Here is a 21,338-nt window from a genome sequence, read left to right as displayed (position 1 = left end):
CGTGGGCGCCGACGGGACCACGGCCGAGTCCTCCTCCGACTTCGCCGCGGTCCCGGACGCCTTCCAGCGACTCTGGACGCCCCACCGCGCCGTCTACGTCGAGGCGGGCCAGGACGCCCACGACGACTCCTGCCCGTTCTGCCGTGCGCCGTCGAGGTCCGACGACGAGGCCCTCATCGTGGCGCGGGGCGAACACGCCTACGTGCTGCTCAACCTGTACCCGTACAACCCCGGCCACCTGTTGGTCTGCCCGTACCGGCACGTCTCGACCTACGATCTCGCCACCACCGACGAGGTGGCCGAGATCGCGTCGTTGACGCAGACCGCCATGCGGGTCCTCACCAGGGTGTCACATGCCCAGGGCTTCAACATCGGCATGAACCAGGGACAGGTCGGCGGAGCCGGCATCGCCGCCCACCTGCACCAGCACGTGGTGCCACGCTACGGCGGCGACTCGAACTTCTTCCCGATCATCGCGCAGACGAAGGCCGTCACGCAGCTGCTCGGCGACGTCCGCGTCGCGGTCGCCGAGGCCTGGCCGACCGGAGGCGCCGGTCCTGTCCCGGCGGCGTCACCCGTCCGCTGATCGGGCCTAAGATGGGGGCCATCATGAGCGACACGACCCCTGCCTCCAGCCAGTCCTCCACCACCGGTTCCAGCCGCGTCAAGCGCGGCCTCGCCGAGATGCTCAAGGGCGGCGTCATCATGGACGTCGTCAACGTCGAGCAGGCGAAGATCGCCGAAGACGCCGGGGCCGTCGCCGTCATGGCCCTCGAGCGCGTCCCCGCCGACATCCGCTCGCAGGGTGGGGTCGCCCGCATGAGCGACCCCGACATGATCGACGAGATCGTCGCCGCCGTGTCGATCCCCGTCATGGCGAAGGCCCGCATCGGCCACTTCGTCGAGGCACAGATCCTGCAGACGCTCGGCGTCGACTACATCGACGAGTCCGAGGTGCTGAGCCCCGCCGACTACGTGAACCACATCGACAAGTGGAACTTCACCGTTCCCTTCGTCTGCGGGGCCACCAACCTGGGCGAGGCGCTGCGCCGCATCACCGAGGGTGCGGCCATGATCCGCTCCAAGGGCGAGGCCGGTACGGGTGACGTGTCCGAGGCCACGAAGCACATCCGCACGATCTCGAAAGAGATCGCCCAGCTGCAGGGCCTCAAAGCCGACGAGCTCTACGTCGCCGCGAAAGAGCTGCAGGCGCCCTTCGAGCTCGTGAGAGAGATCGCCGAGACCGGCAAGCTGCCCGTCGTCCTCTTCACCGCCGGGGGAGTCGCCACGCCTGCGGACGCGGCGCTCATGATGCAGCTCGGTGCCGACGGCGTCTTCGTCGGTTCGGGCATCTTCAAGTCGGGCAACCCGGCCGATCGGGCCAAGGCCATCGTCAAGGCCACCACCTTCTTCGACGACCCCCAGGTCGTGGCCGACGCCTCACGCGGTCTCGGCGAGGCGATGGTGGGCATCAACGTGCCCGACCTCCCCGCGCCCCACCGCCTCGCCGAGCGCGGCTGGTGACCCCCGGGGTCGATCGTCGGTGACCACCGAACCAACACCTCGCGTCGGGGTCCTGGCCCTGCAGGGCGACTTCCGTGAGCACCTGACCGTCCTCACCTCGTTGGGGGCCGAGACCGTCCCCGTCCGCCGTGCGTCCGAACTCGACGACATCGACGGCCTGGTCATCCCAGGTGGCGAGTCCAGTGTCATGGACAAGCTGTCGCGCATGTTCGACCTCGACGAACCCCTCCGACGAGCCATCGGGTCAGGGTTACCTGTCTACGGCACGTGTGCCGGGCTCATCATGCTCGCCGACCGCATCGTCGACGGCATCCCGGGGCAGCGGAGCCTCGGCGGCCTGGACGTCTCGGTGCGGCGCAACGCCTTCGGCTCGCAGACCGAATCGTTCGAGACCGACGTCGACGTCCCCGTGCTCGACGGTCCGCCGGTGCACGCGGTGTTCATCCGGGCCCCGGTGGTCGACGAGGTCGGGCCGGCCGCGACGGCCATCGGCGTCCTCGAGGACGGCCGGGTCGTCGCCGTCGAGCAGGGCCCCCTGATGGGCACCTCGTTCCACCCCGAGGTCACCGACGACCTCCGGTTCCACGCGCGGTTCCTCGACAAGGCCCGTGCGCGGGCGTCGCGGTAGACTCGTCGCGATCCACGTCAGCATCTGAAGGAGCACCGTGTCCGGGCATTCCAAGTGGGCAACGACGAAGCACAAGAAGGCCGTCATCGACAGCCGCCGTGCCAAGTCGTTCGCCAAGCTCATCAAGAACATCGAGGTCGCGGCCAAGCAGGGCGGTGCCGACATGTCCGGCAACCCCACGCTGGTCGACGCCGTCCAGAAGGCCAAGAAGACCTCGGTCCCCAACGACAACATCGACCGCGCCATCAAGCGCGGCGCCGGTCTCAGCGGCGAGAGCGTCGACTACCAGACCATCATGTACGAGGGCTACGGCCCGAACGGCGTCGCCCTGTTGATCGAGTGCCTCACCGACAACAAGAACCGCGCGGCCGCCAACGTCCGCACCGTGATGTCCCGCAACGGTGGCACCATGGCCGACCCCGGCAGCGTTGCCTACAACTTCAGCCGCAAGGGCGTCATCGCCGTCATGAAGACTGGCGACCTCACCGAGGACGACGTCCTCACGGCCGTCCTCGACGCCGGGGCCGAAGAGGTCACCGACCGCGGTGAGGGCTTCGAGATCGTGACCGAGGCCTCCGACCTCGTCCCGGCCCGCTCGGCCCTGCAGGACGCCGGCATCGACTACGACTCGGCCGACATCGAATTCGTCCCCGGGCTCAAGATCGAGGTCGACCTCGAGACGGCCCGCAAGGTCTTCCGGCTCATCGATGCCCTCGACGACGACGACGACGTGCAGAACGTCTACGCGAACCACGACGTCCCCGCCGACGTGCAGGCCGCGCTCGACGACGAAGAATAGGTCGCCGCGGTGACGCTCCGGGTGCTCGGCATCGACCCCGGGCTCACCCGGTGCGGGGTGGGGGTCGTCGAGGTCGACGCCCAGCGACGCGCGACCCTCGTCGACGTGCAGGTCATCCGCACGGCCCCCGACCTCGCCCTCGAACTGCGTCTCCTCGCCCTCGGTCGTGGTCTCGACGCACTCATCGACGAACACCGACCGGACGCCGTGGCGATCGAGCGGGTCTTCGCCCAGCAGAACGTCCGCAGCGTCATGGGCGTCGCGCAGGTCAGCGGTCTCGCCCTTCGTGCCGCGGCCGAGCGCGACATCCCCGTCACGCTGCACACACCGTCCGAGGTCAAGGCGGCCGTGACCGGGTACGGGTCGGCCGACAAGAAGCAGGTCGGCACGATGGTCGCCCGGTTGCTCGGGCTCGCCGAGGCGCCCCGACCGGCGGACGCCGCAGACGCCCTGGCCCTGGCCATCTGCCATGCCTGGCGGGGCGCGCCCGTCGCGGCCCGCGCCTCCTCGGGGTCGCTCACGCCGGCCCAGCGAGCGTGGCGCGACGCCGAGAAGTCGGTGCGCACTCCTAGGCTGGGGGCATGATCTCGAGTGTCCGCGGTACCGTCCTGTCCGCGTCCGGCACGTCGATCGTGGTCGAGGTCGGCGGGGTGGGCCTCCGGGTGTCGGTCACGCCACAACTCGCGTTGACGGTCCGCGTCGGCGAGCAGGCGCTCGTGCACACGGCGTTGATCGTCCGCGAGGACGACCTCTCGCTCTTCGGGTTCGCCGACCGTGAAGAACTCGAGGTCTTCGACCTGCTGCGCAGCGTCACCGGTGTCGGGCCGAAGTCGGCCCAGGGCGTCCTGTCGACTCTCACGCCCCACCAGGTCGCCACCGCCGTGGCGGACGACGACGACGCAGCCTTCCGCCGCGTCTCGGGCATCGGCCCCAAGACGGCCAAACTGATCGTCCTGTCGTTGGCCGGCAAGCTCGATGTGGCACCGAGTGCACCGACCGTCACGGCCGCGTCCACGACCGCCGCCGACGTGCTCGTCGCATTGGTCGGGCTCGGCTGGTCCGAGCGCGAGGCCCAGGCCGCCATCGACGCCGTCGTGGCCGACCGGGGTGATGCCGTCGCGGTCGCCGTGCCGCAGCTGCTGCGTGCGTCGCTCGGCCACCTGGGTCCGCAGAAATCCGCCGGGGCCCGCTCGTGAGCGACGACGACCTGACCCGCCCCACGCTCGAATCCGAGGCCGAGTTGGCCTTCGAGGGGGCGCTGCGGCCCACCTCGCTCGGCGAGTTCGTCGGCCAGACCAAGGTGCGGGGCCAGCTCGAGCTGCTGCTCAAGGCTGCGACGATGCAGGGCCGCACCCCCGACCACATCCTCCTCGCGGGGCCGCCCGGGCTCGGCAAGACGACCCTGGCCATGATCGTGGCCCACGAGGGGTCACGGCCGTTGCGCATGTCGTCGGGTCCGGCGATCCAGCACGCGGGCGACCTGGCCGCCGTCCTCTCCGCACTCGTGCCGGGCGAGGTGCTCTTCATCGACGAGATCCACCGCATGGCGCGGCCGGCCGAAGAGATGCTGTACCTCGCGATGGAGGACTACCGCATCGACATCATGGTGGGCAAGGGAGCGGGCGCGACCAGCATCCCGCTCGAGCTGTCGCCCTTCACGCTCGTCGGCGCGACCACCCGCAGCGGACTGCTGCCGAACCCCCTGCGCGACCGATTCGGCTTCACGGCGCACCTCGAGTTCTACGACGAGGCCGAACTGACCGAGGTCCTCCGTCGGGCGGCTTCGCTGCTCGACATCGTCATCGACAGTGCCGCCCTGGCCGAGATCGCCGGCCGCTGCCGCGGCACGCCCCGCATCGCGAACCGCCTGCTCCGGCGCGTGCGCGATTACGCGCTCGTCCACGGGCGGGACGCCGACCTGACGACCGTGCGCGAGGCACTAGACCTCTACGACGTCGATTCGCTCGGGCTCGACCGCCTCGACCGCGAGGTCGTCCAGACGGTGTTGACCCGTTTCGGCGGCGGGCCCGTCGGCCTGAACACGCTCGCGGTCTCGGTGGGCGAAGAGGCCGACACGATCGAGTCCGTCGTCGAGCCGTTCCTGGTCCGCGTCGGCCTGCTCACCCGCACGCCTCGGGGCCGCATCGCGACTCCCGAGGCCTGGCGGCACTTCGGTCTGGCGCACGCCTCAGGGGCGCTCTTCGGCGATGACCTATAATTCCTCCAGGTCCGAGGCCGTCGCTCGCTGAAGCGAGTCCCGCTCGGCCCACACCCCCAACAGCGAAAGGGAGTTCCGCATGGATCCCGCAACCCTCATCATGGTCCTCCTCCTGGTGGTCCTCGTGTTCTTCATGTTCCGCAACAAGAAGAAGCGCGACCGTCAGCAGGCCGAACTGCAGAACAAGCTGGTCCCCGGCGTCGAGGTCATGCTGTCGTTCGGCGTTTACGGCACCGTCGTCTCCATCGACGACGAGAACAACGTGGCCGAGGTCGAGGTCTCGCCCGGCACGGTCCTGAAGGTCCACCGTCAGACCCTGGGTCGGGTCGTCGAGCCGGTCATCGACGAGCCCGTCACCGACGACGCCGACTCGCTGACCGAGGGCAGCACCGAGCACGACCGCGTCATCGGCGACGCGCCCGAGTTCGGTGAGCGCGCCACGTCCGCACCGGTGGACTCGACCGTCACCAAAGACACCGACAACAAGGCCTGACCTGACGACCGTCCCGACCGCCTGGCGCGGTCGGGCCCGATCCACGGCGCGCGCTCCGGGTGGGCGCGCGCTCCCATGAGAAAGCAGAGTTCCTCCGTGGCACGCTCGACGCCGGTGAAGAAAGCAATACGATCCCTGACCTGGTTGTTGGTCATCATCGCCGGCCTCACGGCCCTGAACGGCACGGCCACGTTCCTCAACGACTCCGGTCGTGACGGCTGGTGGGACGGGGCCAGCTGGGTGCCCGAGCTCGCCCTCGACCTGCAAGGCGGGACGCAGATCACCCTCGCGGCCCAACTCCAGAGCGGCGAGACGGTGTCGTCCCAGCAACTCGACCAGGCGGTCACGATCATCCGGCAGCGCATCGACTCGGCCGGCGTCTCGGAATCCGAGATCACCAAGCAGGGCACGCAGAACATCGTCGTCTCCATCCCGGGGCGACCCGACAACGCGACCCTCGAGCGCATCGAGGCGTCGGCCAAGCTGACCTTCCGCCCCGTGCTCTACACCGAGGCCGTGTCGAACGCCGCGGTCGGCGGAGAAGGCGACGGTGCCACGGCCAGCCCGACCGCCACGCCCTACACCCCCAACCCCGACCTCGAGAGCACGCCGACGGCGTCCCCGACGAACGCGTCCGACCTGTCCTGGATCACTCCTCAGCTCGCCGACCTCTACCAGAACTACGACTGCGCGGCCGAGAACGACCTGGCCACCGCCCGTGACGACGAGCCGCTCGTGACCTGCTCCACCGACGGCACGGCCAAGTACATCCTCGGTCCGGTCGAGGTGCAGGGCTCGGACATCAGCGACGCCACGAACGGTCTCGCCGCCGACTCGCAGGGCAACTCGACGAACACCTGGGCGGTCAACCTCGAGTTCGACGGTCAGGGCACCGACCGGTTCTCCGAGGTCACCTCGCGCCTCGTCTCATTGCAGGCGCCGCAGAACCAGTTCGCCGTGACCCTCGACAACCAGGTCATCACCGCTCCCTCCGCCAACGCCGCCATCACCGACGGCCGGGCCCAGATCACGGGCCAGTTCACGCAGGACTCCTCGAAGACCCTCGCCGACCAGCTGAAGTTCGGCGCCCTGCCGTTGAGCTTCTCGGTCCAGAGCAACGAGACGATCACCGCGACCCTGGGGCAGACCCAGCTGGTCAGCGGTCTCATCGCCGGGCTCATCGGTCTGATCCTGGTCGTCATCTACTCGCTCATCCAGTACCGGGCCCTCGCCTTCGTGACGGTGCTGTCGCTCGTCATCGCCGCTGTCCTCACCTACCTCGTGATCGCCATCCTGTCCTGGCGCGAGGGGTACCGTCTCTCGCTCGCAGGGGTGACAGGTCTGATCGTGGCGATCGGCATCACGGCCGACTCTTTCATCGTCTACTTCGAACGCATCCGCGACGAACTGCGCGACGGCCGCATCCTCGAGAGCGCCGTCGAATCGGGCTGGAAGCGCGCCATCCGCACCATCGTCGCCTCCGACACGGTCAACTTCCTGGCGGCCATCACGCTCTTCATCCTCGCCGTCGGCAACGTCAAGGGCTTCGCGCTCACCCTGGGCATCACCACGGTGATCGACCTCATCGTCGTCTCGCTGTTCACGCACCCCATGCTCCAACTGATCGCCCGGACGCGGTTCTTCGGTGAGGGGCACTCGTTCAGCGGGCTCGACCCCCGTGCCCTCGGCGCCGTCTACCGTGGGCGGGCGCAGTTCCGCACCCCGGCCGTCGCCGGCCGCAAGGGAGCGGGCGGCCGCGAAGCCGTCAAGCGTCAGACCATCGCCGAGCGCAAAGCCGCCGAGAAGAACACCGAGCGCGTCGACACGTCGACCGCCGGTGAAGGGAAGAAGGACTCCTGATGGCCAGTTTCTCGAAATTCGGCAACGACCTCTACACCGGTGCTCGGTCGTACGACATCGTCGGTCACCGCCGCCGCTGGTACTGGATCGCGGCCCTCGTCATCCTCATCTCGGTCACCGTCCCGTTCCTCCGTGGAGGCTTCCACTTCGGCATCGAGTTCACGGGCGGTTCGGAGTTCCAGATCGCTCAGCCGGCGGAGCTCGACCAGGACGTCGCATCGGCGACCGTGGACGAGGTCGTGCCGGGGTCGAACCCCCGGGTCACCCAGGTGGGCACCGACACGATCCGCGTGCAGACCTCGCAGCTCGAGGCCGCCCAGACGAACGACGTGGCGGCAGCCTTGGCCACGGCGTACGACGTCCCCGACGACCGGGTCACCTCGTCCTTCATCGGTGCCTCATGGGGTGCTGACATCACGAGCCAGGCGATCAAGGGGCTCGTGATCTTCCTGATCCTCGCCGCGATCGGCATGACCCTCTACTTCCGCACCTGGAAGATGTCGCTGGCGGCCATGGCCGCCCTGCTTCACGACCTCGTCCTGACCGCGGGCATCTACGGCATCGTCGGCTTCGAGGTGACTCCGGCTGCGGTCATCGGCTTCCTGACGATCCTCGGCTACTCGCTCTACGACACCGTGGTGGTGTTCGACAAGATCCGGGAGAACACGACCGACGACGGCGAGGGTTCACGACGCACGTTCGGGCAATCGGTGAACCTGGCGGTCAACCAGACGCTCGTCCGGTCGATCAACACGTCGGTGGTGGCGCTCCTCCCCGTCGCGGCCATCCTCTTCATCGGCGCATTCGTCCTCGGAGCCGGCACCCTCCGCGACATCTCTCTGGCCCTGTTCATCGGCATCCTGGTCGGTACCTATTCGACGATCTTCATCGCCTCGCCGCTCTACGCCACCCTGCGCCTGCGTGAGCCCGACATCGCCAAACGCGACGCCCGGAAGCTCGAGGCACAGAAGACCGAACCGCTCACCGTCGACGAGACGGTGGGCGCATGAGCGGCGGCGACCGTCGACCCGAGATCGGGGCCGACGCGGCCATCGAGGCCCTGACCGCGGGCGAGTACCTGCTCGACGTCCGAGAGCAGCACGAGTGGGACGAAGCGCACGCGCCCGGCGCGACGCTGATCCCGCTCTCCGAGCTGAACGATCGGGTCGACGAGGTCCCCACCGATCGCCCCGTCCTCGTCGTCTGCCACTCGGGCATGCGCTCGGCCCGTGCGACGGATGCCCTCCGCGGCATCGGTGTGGACGCCCGGAACGTCGTCGGGGGGATGCTCGCCTGGCGTGACGCCGGCGGTGTGGTCGTGGCCGGGGACGAACACCCCGTGTCGTCGGCCGACTGACTGCCGGCGGGTACCCTTGACCGCACGGAGTCCCCGACCGGCCCTGACGGCCGGTGGCGTCACTCCGACCCGAGAGAACGAGGTGCTGCCGTGACCGAGATCACGACACGGAACAACTCCGCACCGTCCGAGGTGCCCGGTGGTCAGAACACGGCCTCGTTGCGGACGCTCCTGCCCCGTCTCTTCTCACGGAGCCAGCCGGCGGGCGCCGTCGACCGGTTGATCAAGACGGTGCGCATGCACCATCCCAAGGCCGACGTCGTCCTCATCGAGCGGGCGTACTCCGTCGCCGAGAAGGCCCACACGGGTCAGCTCCGCAAGAGCGGCGAGCCCTACATCACCCACCCGGTCGCGGTGGCACAGATCCTCGCCGATCTGGGCATCGGTTCCAAGACCATCGCGGCCGCGCTCCTCCACGACACCGTCGAGGACACCGACTACACGCTGGCCATGCTGCAGCGCGACTTCGGTGACGAGATCGCGATGCTGGTCGACGGGGTCACCAAACTCGACAAGCTCAAATACGGCGACAGCGCGCAGGCCGAGACCGTCCGCAAGATGGTCGTCGCCATGTCGAAAGACATCCGGGTGCTCGTCATCAAGTTGGCCGACAGGCTCCACAACGCGCGCACCTGGGGCTTCGTCGAGTCGGCGTCGGCCACCCGCAAGGCCACCGAGACCCTCGAGATCTACGCCCCCCTGGCCCACCGACTCGGCATCCAGACCATCAAGTGGGAGCTCGAGGACCTCTCGTTCGCCGTTCTCCACCCCAAGCTCTACGTCGAGATCGACAACCTGGTGAAGCAGCGCACGCCGCAGCGCGAGCAGTTCGTCCAGAACGTCATCAACGCTGTCAAATCCGACCTCAAGTCGACGAAGATCAGGGGCGACGTCATGGGTCGACCCAAGCAGTATTACTCGATCTACCAGAAGATGATCGTCCGGGGTCGCGAGTTCGACGAGATCTACGACCTCGTCGGCATCCGCATCCTCGTCAACTCGCTCCGCGACTGCTACGCCGTGCTGGGGTCGATCCATGCCCGGTGGAACCCCATCCCTGGCCGTTTCAAGGACTACATCGCGACGCCGAAGTTCAACCTGTACCAGTCGTTGCACACGACCGTGATCGGCCCCAAGGGGCGACCCGTCGAGATCCAGATCCGGACCCACGAGATGCACCAGCGGGCCGAGTTCGGCGTGGCCGCCCACTGGAAGTACAAGCAGCGCATGAACGGTGGGCGTGACGACCAGGGCGGCGCCAAGACCGAGACCGACATGGCCTGGCTCGCACACATCTCGGACTGGCAGGCCGAGACCGCCGATCCCAGCGAGTTCCTCGACAGCCTCCGGTTCGAGATCGGCGCCAAAGAGGTCTACGTCTTCACGCCCCAGGGCAAGGTGATCGGCCTTCCGTCGGGTGCCACCCCGGTCGACTTCGCCTACGCCGTGCACACGGAGGTCGGCCACCGCACCATGGGCGCGAAGGTCAACGGACGACTCGTGCCGCTCGAGAGCGTCCTGTCGAGCGGTGACGTCGTCGAGGTCTTCACCTCCAAGAACCCCGACTCGGGGCCGAGTCAGGACTGGCTCGCCTTCGTCAAGAGCCCCCGCGCCCGGAACAAGATCCGTCAGTGGTTCACGAAAGAGCGCCGCGACGAGGCCATGGAGCAGGGCAAGGACGCCATCGCCCGGGCCATGCGGAAGCAGAACCTGCCGCTCCAGAAGCTGATGACGCAGGACAGCATCGCCGAAGTCGCCGCCACCATGCGATACGACGACGTGTCGAGCCTCTACGCCGCCGTCGGCGAGGGCCACATCTCCACCCAGTCCGTCATCGAGAAGATCCTCGCGGCGGTCCACACGCAGACCGAGGTCGACGAGGGCGAGTTCGAGTTCCCCAGCCAGGGTCGGGCACGACCCCTGCGCAACAGCGACTCGGGCGTGCTGGTCCGTGGGGCGCCCGACATCCTGGTGAAGCTCGCCAAGTGCTGTACGCCGGTGCCCGGCGACCAGATCGTCGGCTTCGTGACCCGGGGTCAGGGCGTCAGCGTCCACCAGGCCAACTGCCACAACGTCCAGGGGCTGCTGAAAGAGCCCGAGCGGATGATCGAGGTCGAGTGGGCCCCGTCGTCGAAGAGCGTGTTCATGGTGCAGATCCAGATCGAGGCCCTCGATCGCAGCGGATTGCTCTCGGACGTCACACGAGTGCTCTCGGAGCACCACGTGAACATCCTCTCCGCGACGGTCTCCACCTCGACCGAACGGCTCGCTCTCAGTCGGTTCGTGTTCGAGATGGGTGACACCACGCACCTCGACCGCGTCCTGAACGCGGTCCGACGCATCGACGCCGTGTACGACGTCTACCGGGTCAGCGCCGGCTGAATCCCGATCGCCGCCGCCCGACGGGGCGGATGTGCGTCGTCTCGAGGCGATTCGACACCCACCTGGGTGGGAGCATCGCCCACACAGACGTGGACGAGGCGGTGGACTGTCCGCGCTCGGTGGGGGAGCCGTCCGCGGCGATCGAGGACGGCCACCGCCTCGGCGGATGTGACGCCCTGCTGAGTCGACACGTCGCCTGCGGCCGTCTCGTCCTGTGGCGTCCAGTCGTCGCGGCGGGCCAGGTCGACCACGGTCCGGGCCGGGGTCGTGACCGCCACACCGTGGACGGTGACGATCTCGTCGTCGTCGATGACGACCTGTCGGATCACCGAACCCCGGCCTCGATGTTTCACTCTGGCCGGCGACACCACCAGACCGGAGTGGGGGAGTGGCGCCGGCCCTCGCGCGCCCCAGACCCAGGCGGCCGTCCGCTCGGCGGCGACGACTCCGGCCCCGAGGGCGGACCCCACCGCGATGGCTCGACCGACGTGGTCATCGATCTCGGCGATGCTGCGCCACGAATCACCGACGGCGTAGACCTGGCCGTCCAGCGCTGCCGCCCGGAGTTCGGTTTCGGGCAGGTCGTCGTCCGTCAGGACCAGGGGGAGTCGCACAGGCATGTGCCCACCCTGGCCGACCCCGCCCGAGACGACGAACCGCCCGACCCTCCCTGTGGAGAATCGGACGGTTCATGACGACGGTGGGCGACGGGCCTTGGCGGTCAACCGATGGCGTCGAGCCAGACCTTCCGGGCGTCGAGGGCTTCACGAGCCTCTTTCACCCGACGCGCGTCGCCGCTCGCCTCGGCCGTCGCGAGCTCGTCCTCGAGCTTGCCGATGGCATCGTGCAGCTGGCTCGCGAGCCCCTGGGACCGTGCCTGACGCTCGGGGTTGTTCTTCTCCCAGAACTGCTCGTCGAGCTGGCGCACGTGGGATTCGACCTTGCGGAGGCGGTCCTCGACGCCCCGGACCTGCTCACGGGGAACGCGACCGATCTCGTCCCACCGCAGCTGGATCGAGGTGAGGGCCTCTCGGGCCGGGACCCGATCCGTGACCGTCAGGATCTTCTCGGCCTCGGTGAGCAACTCGAGCTTCAGCTCGAGGTTGCCTTCGTATTCGGCAGCGTCCTGGGCGACGACCTCGGACTTGGCGGCGTAGAGCACGTCGCCTGCCCGCTTGAACTTCGCCCACAGGGCGTCGTCGTACTTCTTGCCGGCGCGACCGGCGCGCTTCCAGTCGTCGAGCAGCCCCCGGTAGGCGGGGATGCCGTCCACGCCCTTCGGCGCGAGGGCCTCGGCCGACTCGACGAGGGCCTGTTTGCGCTGACGGGCGTCACGGTGCGTGGCGTCGAGGTCGGCGTAGAAGGCCTTGCGGTGCTGGTCGATCGTCGTGCGCGCGGCACGGAAGCGCTTCCAGAGGTCGTTGCCCTCGCCCTTCGGAATGCGGGGACCGTCCTGCTGGTGCTTCTGCCAGCGGGCGAAGATGTCGTCGATGCTGGCCGTCACCTGCTTCCACTGCACGCGGGCGGGGTCCTGGGCGGCGAGGGTCTCGGCCTCGGCGACGAGGGCGGTGCGGTAGGCGACCGCTTCGGTCAGGGCCTTCTGCGCCTCGGCGCTCTGCTGCTGCGTGAGCTCGTCGACCGTCGAGTCGAGTGCCGAGACACGAGCACGGAGGGCCTCGAGGTCACCGACCGCGCTCGGTTCGACGAGTTGCTCACGCAGGTGGGTGACGGTCTTGACGACGTCGCCCGCCGATGCGCCGCGCTTGATCCGCTGCTCGAGCAACGTCACCTGCCCGGCGAGTTCGGTGAACTTGCGCTCGTAGTACGCGAGAGCCTCGGCAGGCGTCGCGTCCGGGTACTGCCCCACGGCGCGTTCGCCGTCGCCCTCGCGGACGTAGACCGTGCCGTCGTCGTCGACGCGGCCCCAGGGTGCCTGATCGTCAGTAGCCACTTTTATCCCTTGCTGAAAGTGCTCGTCGCGGAACCAGGACAGGCCACCGCGATGGGTGCCCAGCCTATTGCACGGCGGGCCGCGGCGGACTACTCGATGGTGGCTCGTGTGATCGTGGTCGCCACGACGGGGGCACCGTCGGTCTCGCTGGAGCCGGGCGTGAGGCCCGCGTCCGTGATCTGGGCCTCGAGCTGGTCGAGTCCGCTCGTGACCTGTCCGACCACGGTGTAGCCGCCCGTCGAGCCGTCGAGGGTCGTGTCGCCGTAGGTGATGAAGAACTGCGTCGACTGCGAGTACGGGTCGGTGCTGCGAGCCATGGCGATCGTCCCGGTCGGGTACACGCCGTCCGTGGGGACGTTCTCGAGCGGGCCGAACGTGAAGCCGGCGTCACCCGTCCCGTCGCCGTTGGCCGAGCCGCACTGGATGAACTTCGCCGTCGCGGCATCGCTCATGCGGTGGCAGGTCGTGCCCGTGTAGAAACCCTTCTGGATCAGATCGATGACGACGCTGGCCGCCTGGGGGGCCTTCGCCCCGTCCAGTTCGATCCCGAGGTCGACGCCGTCGTTGAGCGTCAGCCCGCCGGTCCAGGTGCGGCCCTCGGCGATCGACTCGTTGGGCACGTCTCCGACGTTCATGCCCGCGGCGGGCGTCGAGGAGGCGCTGGGGACGCCCGAAGGAGTCGCCACGGGGGCACCGGGGCCACTCGTCGACCAGAAGACCTGCGACACGGCCGCCAGTCCGACCACGACCACGACGGCGGTCACGGCGAGGACGTTGTCCCGACGACGCCGGGCGACCTGCGTGGCGTGCACCTGCTGACGAGCGGTGTACCTGCGGAGCCGGTCTCTGTTCTCACGGTCCGGGTTCTTGCTCGGTGCCACGGGTCCTCCAGCTCGGTGATGTCCAGCCTGCACTGTATCGGAGGGCCGGTCTAGCATGGGTCACCATGAGCCCGCTCCCGCAGAGCTCGACCCCTCTCGCGGTCCGCATGCGTCCCACCACCCTCGACGAGGTCGCCGGCCAACGGCACCTGCTGCGGCCCGGGTCACCTCTGGTCACCCTGGCGTCCGACACGGGTGCCGACCAAGGTGCGGTCTCCGTCATCCTCTGGGGTCCGCCGGGGACGGGCAAGACCACCCTCGCGCAAGCCATCGCACGCAGCTCGGGGCGACAGTTCATCGAGCTGTCCGCCGTGACCGCGGGCGTCAAGGACGTCCGACAGGTGATGGAGAAGGCGCTGTCGAACCGAGACCTGTACGGCACGACGACGGTGCTGTTCCTCGACGAGATCCATCGCTTCACGAAGGCGCAGCAAGACGCTCTGCTGCCGGGCGTCGAGAACGGTTGGGTCATCCTCATCGCCGCCACGACCGAGAACCCCTCGTTCTCGGTCATCACGCCGTTGCTGTCCCGCTCGCTGCTGCTGACGCTCGAACAGCTCAGCGACGACGACCTGGCCCAGCTGGTGCAACGAGCGGTCGTCGACCCCCGCGGTCTCGACGGAGCCGTCCGGCTCGACGACGAGGCCCTGGCCACGATCGTCCGGCTGGCCTCGGGCGATGCACGCCGTGCGCTCACGGCGCTCGAGGCATCCGCCCAGTCGGCGTGGGCCACGAAGCTCGAGGCCGAGGCGGTGCCGTCCTCCTCGCCCGACGACGCGGCCGACGCCGACTTCGACCCCGACGCCGAGTACGACGAGACCGATCCCGACGACGACCGCCCCGCGATCACGTCCGAGATCGTCGCCCAGTCGGTCGACCGGGCCCTGCTGCGGTACGACCGGAACGGGGACGAGCACTACGACGTCATCAGCGCCTTCATCAAGTCGATCCGGGGGTCCGACGTCGACGCGGCGCTCCACTACCTCGCCCGGATGATCGAGGCGGGCGAGGACCCGCGCTTCATCTGCCGACGGATCATCGTGTCGGCGGGCGAGGACATCGGCATGGCGGACCCGAACGCGCTGACCGTGGCGGTCTCGGCCGCGACCGCCGTGCAGATGATCGGCATGCCCGAGGGCCGGATCCCCATGGCTGAGGCCGTCGTCTACCTGGCGACCGCGCCCAAGTCGAACCGGTCCTACTCCGCGCTCGACGCCGCCATCGCCGACGTCCGGGCCGGCAAGGCGGGCCGCGTGCCCAAACACCTGCGCGACGCCCATTACCCCGGGGCCAGGCGCCTCGGCCACGGGAAGGGCTACCGTTACGCCCACGACTCCGAGTTCGGCGTGGTCGAGCAGCAGTACCTCCCGGACGAACTCGTCGGACACGAGTACTACGACCCCACCGCCAACGGCAACGAGCGCGACGTGGCGGCGCGCCTCGAGAAGCTGCGCCGCATCACGCGGGGGTACTGACGGCACGATCGACCCGCTGCTCGCATCCGCGCCCGGGCTCCTGTATGCTCGGGTGGTTGCCTGTTCTCGGGCGTCGACGCGCGGCTGCTGACGACGACCCGATCAAGGTGCGACGACCTGTAGCCGGTCGCCACCGCGGCACTCACCCCTCTTGTTACGCCGCTCGGCGCTCGCGCGCTGGGGCGGTCCCTGACGAACCACCGACAAGAAAAAGGAACAAGTGTCCACCAAGTCACGTACCCGCAGCAAGACCCGTCTCTCGCGTGCCCTCGGCATCGCGCTGACCCCGAAGGCCGCTCGCTACCTCGAGAAGCGCCCCTACGCGCCCGGTGAGCACGGTCGCACCAAGCGCAAGACCGACAGCGACTACGCCGTCCGCCTGCGTGAGAAGCAGCGCCTGCGCGCCCAGTACGGCATCCGCGAGGCCCAGCTCAAGATCGTCTTCAACGAGGCGCGCAAGGCCTCGGGCCTGACCGGTGAGAACCTGGTCGAGCTCCTCGAGACCCGTCTCGACGCCCTCGTCCTGCGTGCCGGCTTCGCCCGCACGACGGCTCAGGCCCGTCAGATGGTCGTGCACCGTCACATCCTCGTCGACGGCAAGCTCGTCGACCGCCCCTCGTTCCGCGTCAAGCCGGGTCAGATGATCCACGTGAAAGAGCGCAGCGAGAAGACCGAGCCCTTCCAGGTCGCCGCGGCCGGCGGTCACGTCGACCTGCTGCCCAAGGTGCCCGGCTACCTCGAGGTCGAGATCGACAAGCTGCAGGCCCGCCTCGTGCGCCGCCCGAAGCGCGTCGAGGTCCCGGTGACCTGCGAGGTCCAGCTCGTCGTCGAGTACTACGCCGCGCGCTAGAACTCGTCACCCCGTCAGGAGCGGGCCACGGTCGTGGCCCGCTCCTTTCGCGTTCCCGGGGCCGGGTAAGCTGATGTGTCGTCGCGCTCGCACGTCGCGGCACCAGCCCCAAGAGGAGTCCCCGTGAAGAGCCTGTTCCTGCTCGCCGTCGGTGTCGTCGGCGGCTTCGCCGTCGCCCACCAGTTCAACAAGACACCTCGGGGTCAGCAGTTCTTCGGCGGCCTCGACGGCAACGTGAAGTCGTTCCGCGCCGCCGTGGTCGACGGCTACAAGGCCCGTGAGGCCGAACTGCGCACCGACCGCGACGAGTCCTGAGCGCCCTGCCGCGCCCCCTCGTCCTGACACTCGACCAACCCACCCTCGGGAGAACCATGCAGACCGCCGAAATCCGCCGCCGTTGGCTCGACTACTTCGGCGATCGGGGCCACACCGTCGTCCCGTCCGCGTCCCTGGTCAGTGACGACCCGAGCCTCCTCTTCACGGTCGCGGGCATGGTCCCGTTCATCCCGTACCTCACCGGGCTCGTCCCCACGCCGTACCCCCGCGCCACGAGCGTCCAGAAGTGCATCCGCACCAACGACATCGAAGAGGTCGGCAAGACGCCGAGACACGGCACGTTCTTCCAGATGAACGGCAACTTCTCGTTCGGCGACTACTTCAAAGAAGAAGCGATCGGCTACGCCTGGGAGCTCTTGACCTCGAGCGAGGCCGACGGTGGCCTCGCGTTCTCGCCCGACGACCTGTGGGTGACGGTGTACGAAGAGGACGACGAGGCCATCGCCCTCTGGAAGAAGGTCGCCGGCCTGCCCGACGAGCGCATCCAGCGCCTCGGCAAGGACTCCAACTACTGGCACACCGGTCAGCCCGGGCCTGCGGGGCCGTGCTCCGAGATCTTCTTCGACCGTGGTCCCGCCTACGGGGCCGACGGTGGTCCGGCGACCGACGACGACCGCTACGTCGAGATCTGGAACCTCGTGTTCATGCAGTACCAGATCGAGAACGTCCGCTCGAAGGTCGACTTCGACATCGTGCGCGAGCTGCCGAACAAGAACATCGACACCGGCATGGGTCTCGAACGCGTCGCCTTCCTCAAGCAGGGCGTCGACAACATGTACGAGATCGACCAGGTGCGCCCGGTCCTCGACAAGGCCGCCGAGCTGTCGGGGCGGCGCTACGGCGCGGTCCACGACGACGACGTCCGCATGCGGGTCATCGCCGACCACGTCCGCAGCTCGCTCATGCTGATGTCCGACGGGGTGCGCCCGTCCAACGAGGGCCGCGGCTACATCCTCCGCCGTCTCCTGCGACGCACGGTGCGTTCGATGCGTCTGCTCGGCGTCGACGGCCCCACCTTCCCCGCGCTCTTCCCGGAGTCCCGCGACGCGATGAAGGCCGCCTACCCCGAGGTCGAGACCGACTACGAACGCATCTCGCGGCTGGCCTACGCCGAGGAGGAGACCTTCCTCCGCACCCTGGCCGCCGGCACGAACATCCTCGACATCGCCGTCGACGACACGAAGCAGCGCGCCTTGGCGGGCACGACCCCGCAGCTGCAGGGCGACACGGCCTTCCTGTTGCACGACACCTTCGGGTTCCCGATCGACCTCACCCTCGAGATCGCGGAAGAGAGCGGCCTGACGGTCGACCGCGAGGCGTTCGACCGGCTGATGTCCGAGCAACGCGCCCGGGCGAAGGCCGACGCCAAGTCTCGGAAGGTGGCCCTGGCCGACCTGAGCGTCTACAGCGCGTTCCGCGCCCAGGGCGAGACGGTCTTCACGGGCTACGACGAGCTCGACACCGAGACCCGCGTGCTCGGCCTGATCGTCGACGGGGCCGACGTCGACCGCGCCGTGGCGGGCGACATCGCCGAGGTGATCCTCGCCGAGACCTCGCTGTACGCCGAGTCCGGCGGCCAGGAGGCCGACTCGGGCCGCATCGTCGGCGTGGGCTTCGACCTCGAGGTCCTCGACGTGCAGAAGCCGGTCAAGGGTCTCATCAGCCACCGCGTCCAGGTCACCTCCGGCGAGGTGGGGGTCGGCGACACGGCGACCAGCGTGGTCGACCCCGCCTACCGCCGGGGCGCGACACAGGCGCACTCCGCGACGCACCTGATCCACGCCGCCCTCCGAGAAGTGCTCGGCCCCGAGGCGCACCAGGCCGGGTCCTACAACAAGGCCGGCTACATGCGGCTCGACTTCAACTGGAACCAGGCACTGAGCCCGCAGACGCGGTCCGAGATCGAGGAGATCGCCAACAACGCGATCCGCGACGACCTGCACGTCGTCACCCGCGAGATGCCCCTCGACGACGCCCGCGCCCTGGGTGCCATGGCACTGTTCGGCGAGAAGTACGGCGAGACCGTCCGCATGGTCGACATCGGTGGTCCCTGGTCCCGCGAGCTCTGCGCGGGCACCCACGTCTCGACCAGCTCGCAGGTCGGCCTCATCAACCTCGTCAGCGAGACCTCGGTGGGGTCGACCAACCGGCGCGTGGAGTCGCTCGTCGGCATGGACGCGTTCCGTGAGTTCGCCGCCGAGCGTGCCCTCGTGTCCCAACTGACCTCGTCGCTCAAGACCCCGCGCGATCAGCTGGCCGACCGCGTCGGTGACCTCGTCACGAGCCTCCGCACGGCCGAGAAGAAGATCGCCGAGTTCGAGTCCGCCCGCCTCGCCACACGCGTCCCGGCGTTGGCCGAGACGGCGACCTCGATCGGCGACCTCACCGTCGTCGCCGAATCGGTCGGGTCGCTCGGTTCGACCGACGACCTGCGGTCGCTCGCCCTGTCGGTGCGCGAACGCCTCGGCGCCTCCAGCGCGGCGGTCGTCGCCCTGGCAGCAGACGTCGCGGGCAAGCCCGCCGTGATCGTGGCCACCACCGACGGCGCGCGCCGGGCCGGAGTCAAGGCCGGCCGTCTCGCCAAGGGTGCCGCCTCGGCCCTCGGTGGCGGCGGCGGCGGCAAGGACGACCTCGCACAGGGCGGCGGATCCGACGTCTCGGCGATTCCCACCGCGCTGGCCGGCATCGTCGCCGAACTCGGGGCCTGAGGACGGCCGTGCGCCGAGGCGTCCGCATCGGCATCGACGTGGGCAAGGCCCGGGTCGGAGTCGCTCGCACCGACCCCGACGGTCTGCTCGCCACCCCGGTCGAGACGCTCGCGCGTTCCGCCGACGGTGTGGCCGACGTCGGTGCCGTCCGCGACCTGGTCGCCGAACTCGATGCGCTCGAGGTGGTCGTCGGCCTGCCCATCGCCCTCTCGGGTCGCGACACGGCGTCGACGCAGGACGCGCGGGACTTCGCGGCGGCCATCGCGCAGGCCGTCACGGTGCCCGTCCGTCTCGTCGACGAGCGTCTCTCGACGGTCAGCGCCCAGGGTGCCCTCCGGGCCTCGGGCCGGAAGGGCAAGAGACAACGGTCCGTGATCGACCAAGTGGCCGCTGTTATCATCGTCCAGCACGCGCTCGACCTCGAGCGCTCGAGCGGTCAGCCGCCCGGGCGGGCGGTCGACGTGACCCGAGAGACGGGCGGCGACGTTGCCGCACCCGCCACCGACGAAAGACAGTGATTCGTGGCCGACGAACCCGATTGGGACGACATCTTCGCGTCCCAACCCCAGAACGACCGCCCTGCCGACAGCTCCGGACGCCGCCGAGGCGAGTCGGTCGACCACCTGCAGGATGACGGCGACGGCGCACCCCTCCGGCGCAGCACGCACGTCGAGGTCCCCGCTCTGTCCCGCCGTGAACAGCGGGAGCGCGAACGACGGGCCGAGCCCGTCGTCGTTCCGCCCTCCGACGGCGACGGCGATCGCGCACGCGCGCGCGCGACGCGGGAACCGCGCGAACGACGGTCGAAGAAGGGCCCGATCGTCCTCGCCTCGATCCTCGTGCTCGTCCTGGCCGGGGGCACCGCCGGCGTCGCCGCCGCCTGGGGGCAGGTCCAGCCGCTGATCGCCAAGTTCACGGGTGACGACGAGCCGGCCGACTACGCCGGCAGCGGCAACGGCACGCCCGTCGACTTCGCCATCGTCTCGGGCCAGGTCGGCTCCGACATCGCGCAGAACCTGGCGGACGCCGGCGTCACGCAGAGCTATGAGTCGGCCTACTCGCTCCTGCTGTCCGACCCGTCGATGACCTTCCAGCCGGGCACCTACACCCTGCAGCAGCAGATGAGCGCCCAGTCGGCCCTCGACGCGCTCCAGGACAGTGCGAACCGCATCACCAACAAGGTCGTCATCCCCGAGGGAACCGTGGCGGCGGACGTCTACGAGCTCCTCGCCTCCGCGACGTCGATCCCGATCGCCGACGTCCAGGCCGCCGCCGCGGACTACACGACGTTCGGTCTGCCCGCCGAGGCCACGAGCCTCGAGGGTTGGCTCTTCCCGGCGACCTACGAGCTCGACCCGGGCAAGACGGCCCACGACTACCTCCAAGACATGGTGACGACCATGACCCAGCACCTGCAGTCCGCCGGTGCGCAGCCCGCCGACTACCAGAAGACGATCGTCTTCGCGTCGCTGATCCAGAAAGAAGCCGGTCTCGCCGACGACTATCCCAAGGTCGCGCGGGTCTTCCAGAACCGTCTCGACCAGGGCATGCTCCTGCAGTCGGACGCCACGGTCGCCTACGGAACGGGGAACACCCACCGGGTCACGACGACCGACGAAGAACGCGGCGACGCGAACAACGCCTACAACACCTACGTCCACGAGGGACTGCCGGTCGGACCGATCTCGAACCCGGGCGACCTCGCCCTGAACGCCGCCCTGAAACCGGCCGACGGTACCTGGCTGTTCTTCGTCACGGTCAACCTCGACACGGGCGAGACGGCCTTCTCGACCACGTACGCCGAGCACCAGGCCGCGGTGAAGCAATGGCAGGCCTGGATGCGCGAGCACCCCGAGTACCAGTGACCGACCGACGG

The 21,338-nt window shown here is 69.1% G+C and carries 21 protein-coding genes; 18 read left to right on the top strand and 3 right to left on the bottom strand.

Annotated elements, in window-relative coordinates:
* The first annotated feature begins 1 nt into the window (after nucleotide 1).
* The 12 genes from AC1MBW_RS14530 (at nucleotide 2) to AC1MBW_RS14475 (ending at nucleotide 11,261) form a co-directional block, all read left to right on the top strand.
* Entirely contained in the window at nucleotides 2-586 is a 585-nt protein-coding gene (locus AC1MBW_RS14530) for an HIT family protein (RefSeq protein WP_480024905.1), read from the top strand.
* A gap of 23 nt (nucleotides 587-609) precedes the next feature.
* Nucleotides 610-1,524: a pyridoxal 5'-phosphate synthase lyase subunit PdxS gene (pdxS, locus tag AC1MBW_RS14525; RefSeq protein ID WP_054146179.1), complete on the top strand. Its 915-nt coding sequence runs from the start codon at nucleotides 610-612 to the stop codon at nucleotides 1,522-1,524.
* A 19-nt stretch (nucleotides 1,525-1,543) separates the two neighbouring features.
* Entirely contained in the window at nucleotides 1,544-2,152 is a 609-nt protein-coding gene (pdxT, locus tag AC1MBW_RS14520; protein ID WP_480024904.1) for a pyridoxal 5'-phosphate synthase glutaminase subunit PdxT, read from the top strand.
* 37 nt (nucleotides 2,153-2,189) lie between these two features.
* Nucleotides 2,190-2,951 carry a YebC/PmpR family DNA-binding transcriptional regulator gene (locus AC1MBW_RS14515; protein WP_055972661.1) on the top strand — a complete coding sequence of 254 codons (762 nt, stop codon included), beginning with the start codon at nucleotides 2,190-2,192 and terminating at the stop codon, nucleotides 2,949-2,951.
* Between the two features lie 9 nt (nucleotides 2,952-2,960).
* Nucleotides 2,961-3,536: a crossover junction endodeoxyribonuclease RuvC gene (gene ruvC, locus AC1MBW_RS14510; protein WP_054146040.1), complete on the top strand. Its 576-nt coding sequence runs from the start codon at nucleotides 2,961-2,963 to the stop codon at nucleotides 3,534-3,536.
* Nucleotides 3,533-4,147 carry a Holliday junction branch migration protein RuvA gene (gene ruvA, locus AC1MBW_RS14505; RefSeq protein WP_480024903.1) on the top strand — a complete coding sequence of 205 codons (615 nt, stop codon included), beginning with the start codon at nucleotides 3,533-3,535 and terminating at the stop codon, nucleotides 4,145-4,147. The genes ruvC and ruvA overlap by 4 nt, the downstream gene beginning before the upstream one ends.
* Nucleotides 4,144-5,169, top strand: coding sequence for a Holliday junction branch migration DNA helicase RuvB (gene ruvB / locus AC1MBW_RS14500; RefSeq protein WP_054146042.1), 1,026 nt, complete (start codon nucleotides 4,144-4,146; stop codon nucleotides 5,167-5,169). The genes ruvA and ruvB overlap by 4 nt, the downstream gene beginning before the upstream one ends.
* A 79-nt stretch (nucleotides 5,170-5,248) precedes the next feature.
* A complete protein-coding gene (gene yajC / locus AC1MBW_RS14495) occupies nucleotides 5,249-5,662 on the top strand; it encodes a preprotein translocase subunit YajC (protein ID WP_055972674.1) in 414 nt (137 codons plus the stop codon).
* Nucleotides 5,663-5,758: 96 nt separating this feature from the next.
* A complete protein-coding gene (gene secD / locus AC1MBW_RS14490) occupies nucleotides 5,759-7,522 on the top strand; it encodes a protein translocase subunit SecD (protein ID WP_054146044.1) in 1,764 nt (587 codons plus the stop codon).
* Nucleotides 7,522-8,532 carry a protein translocase subunit SecF gene (gene secF, locus AC1MBW_RS14485; RefSeq protein ID WP_480024902.1) on the top strand — a complete coding sequence of 337 codons (1,011 nt, stop codon included), beginning with the start codon at nucleotides 7,522-7,524 and terminating at the stop codon, nucleotides 8,530-8,532. Before secD ends, secF begins: the two co-directional genes overlap by 1 nt.
* Nucleotides 8,529-8,879 carry a rhodanese-like domain-containing protein gene (locus tag AC1MBW_RS14480; RefSeq protein WP_082383327.1) on the top strand — a complete coding sequence of 117 codons (351 nt, stop codon included), beginning with the start codon at nucleotides 8,529-8,531 and terminating at the stop codon, nucleotides 8,877-8,879. Before secF ends, AC1MBW_RS14480 begins: the two co-directional genes overlap by 4 nt.
* Before the next feature lie 237 nt (nucleotides 8,880-9,116).
* On the top strand, nucleotides 9,117-11,261 hold the full coding sequence (locus AC1MBW_RS14475) for a RelA/SpoT family protein (protein WP_235451021.1): 2,145 nt from the start codon (nucleotides 9,117-9,119) through the stop codon (nucleotides 11,259-11,261).
* Here AC1MBW_RS14475 and AC1MBW_RS14470 read toward each other — a convergent pair.
* The 3 genes from AC1MBW_RS14470 to AC1MBW_RS14460 form a co-directional block, all read right to left on the bottom strand.
* Nucleotides 11,240-11,881, bottom strand: coding sequence for a type IV toxin-antitoxin system AbiEi family antitoxin (locus AC1MBW_RS14470; protein ID WP_480024901.1), 642 nt, complete (start codon nucleotides 11,879-11,881; stop codon nucleotides 11,240-11,242). The genes AC1MBW_RS14475 and AC1MBW_RS14470 overlap by 22 nt on opposite strands.
* A 101-nt stretch (nucleotides 11,882-11,982) precedes the next feature.
* Nucleotides 11,983-13,212 carry a DUF349 domain-containing protein gene (locus tag AC1MBW_RS14465; RefSeq protein ID WP_480024900.1) on the bottom strand — a complete coding sequence of 410 codons (1,230 nt, stop codon included), beginning with the start codon at nucleotides 13,210-13,212 and terminating at the stop codon, nucleotides 11,983-11,985.
* Between the two features lie 89 nt (nucleotides 13,213-13,301).
* A complete protein-coding gene (locus tag AC1MBW_RS14460; protein ID WP_480024899.1) occupies nucleotides 13,302-14,093 on the bottom strand; it encodes a peptidylprolyl isomerase in 792 nt (263 codons plus the stop codon).
* A 65-nt stretch (nucleotides 14,094-14,158) separates the two neighbouring features.
* Between AC1MBW_RS14460 and AC1MBW_RS14455 the strand changes: the two genes are divergently transcribed.
* The 6 genes from AC1MBW_RS14455 to mltG all read left to right on the top strand — a co-directional run bounded on the left by AC1MBW_RS14455 (nucleotide 14,159) and on the right by mltG (nucleotide 21,327).
* Nucleotides 14,159-15,568: a replication-associated recombination protein A gene (locus AC1MBW_RS14455; RefSeq protein ID WP_082383329.1), complete on the top strand. Its 1,410-nt coding sequence runs from the start codon at nucleotides 14,159-14,161 to the stop codon at nucleotides 15,566-15,568.
* Nucleotides 15,569-15,788: 220 nt separating this feature from the next.
* Nucleotides 15,789-16,418, top strand: coding sequence for a 30S ribosomal protein S4 (gene rpsD, locus AC1MBW_RS14450; protein WP_043592736.1), 630 nt, complete (start codon nucleotides 15,789-15,791; stop codon nucleotides 16,416-16,418).
* A 123-nt stretch (nucleotides 16,419-16,541) separates the two neighbouring features.
* Nucleotides 16,542-16,733 carry a hypothetical protein gene (locus AC1MBW_RS14445; RefSeq protein WP_054146050.1) on the top strand — a complete coding sequence of 64 codons (192 nt, stop codon included), beginning with the start codon at nucleotides 16,542-16,544 and terminating at the stop codon, nucleotides 16,731-16,733.
* 56 nt (nucleotides 16,734-16,789) lie between these two features.
* Nucleotides 16,790-19,462 carry an alanine--tRNA ligase gene (alaS, locus tag AC1MBW_RS14440; RefSeq protein ID WP_480024898.1) on the top strand — a complete coding sequence of 891 codons (2,673 nt, stop codon included), beginning with the start codon at nucleotides 16,790-16,792 and terminating at the stop codon, nucleotides 19,460-19,462.
* Nucleotides 19,463-19,470: 8 nt separating this feature from the next.
* Nucleotides 19,471-19,980, top strand: a complete 510-nt coding sequence (ruvX, locus tag AC1MBW_RS14435; protein ID WP_480024897.1) for a Holliday junction resolvase RuvX — start codon at nucleotides 19,471-19,473, stop codon at nucleotides 19,978-19,980.
* 3 nt (nucleotides 19,981-19,983) lie between these two features.
* Nucleotides 19,984-21,327 (top strand): endolytic transglycosylase MltG, encoded by a 1,344-nt coding sequence (gene mltG, locus AC1MBW_RS14430; RefSeq protein ID WP_152970227.1) that lies wholly within the window; start codon nucleotides 19,984-19,986, stop codon nucleotides 21,325-21,327.
* Nucleotides 21,328-21,338: the final 11 nt, after the last annotated feature.

It is taken from the genome of Frigoribacterium sp. AP1 (assembly GCF_056680555.1).
The sequence above is the reverse complement of the archived record's forward strand: the minus strand, read 5'-3'. Positions and strand labels throughout refer to the sequence as shown.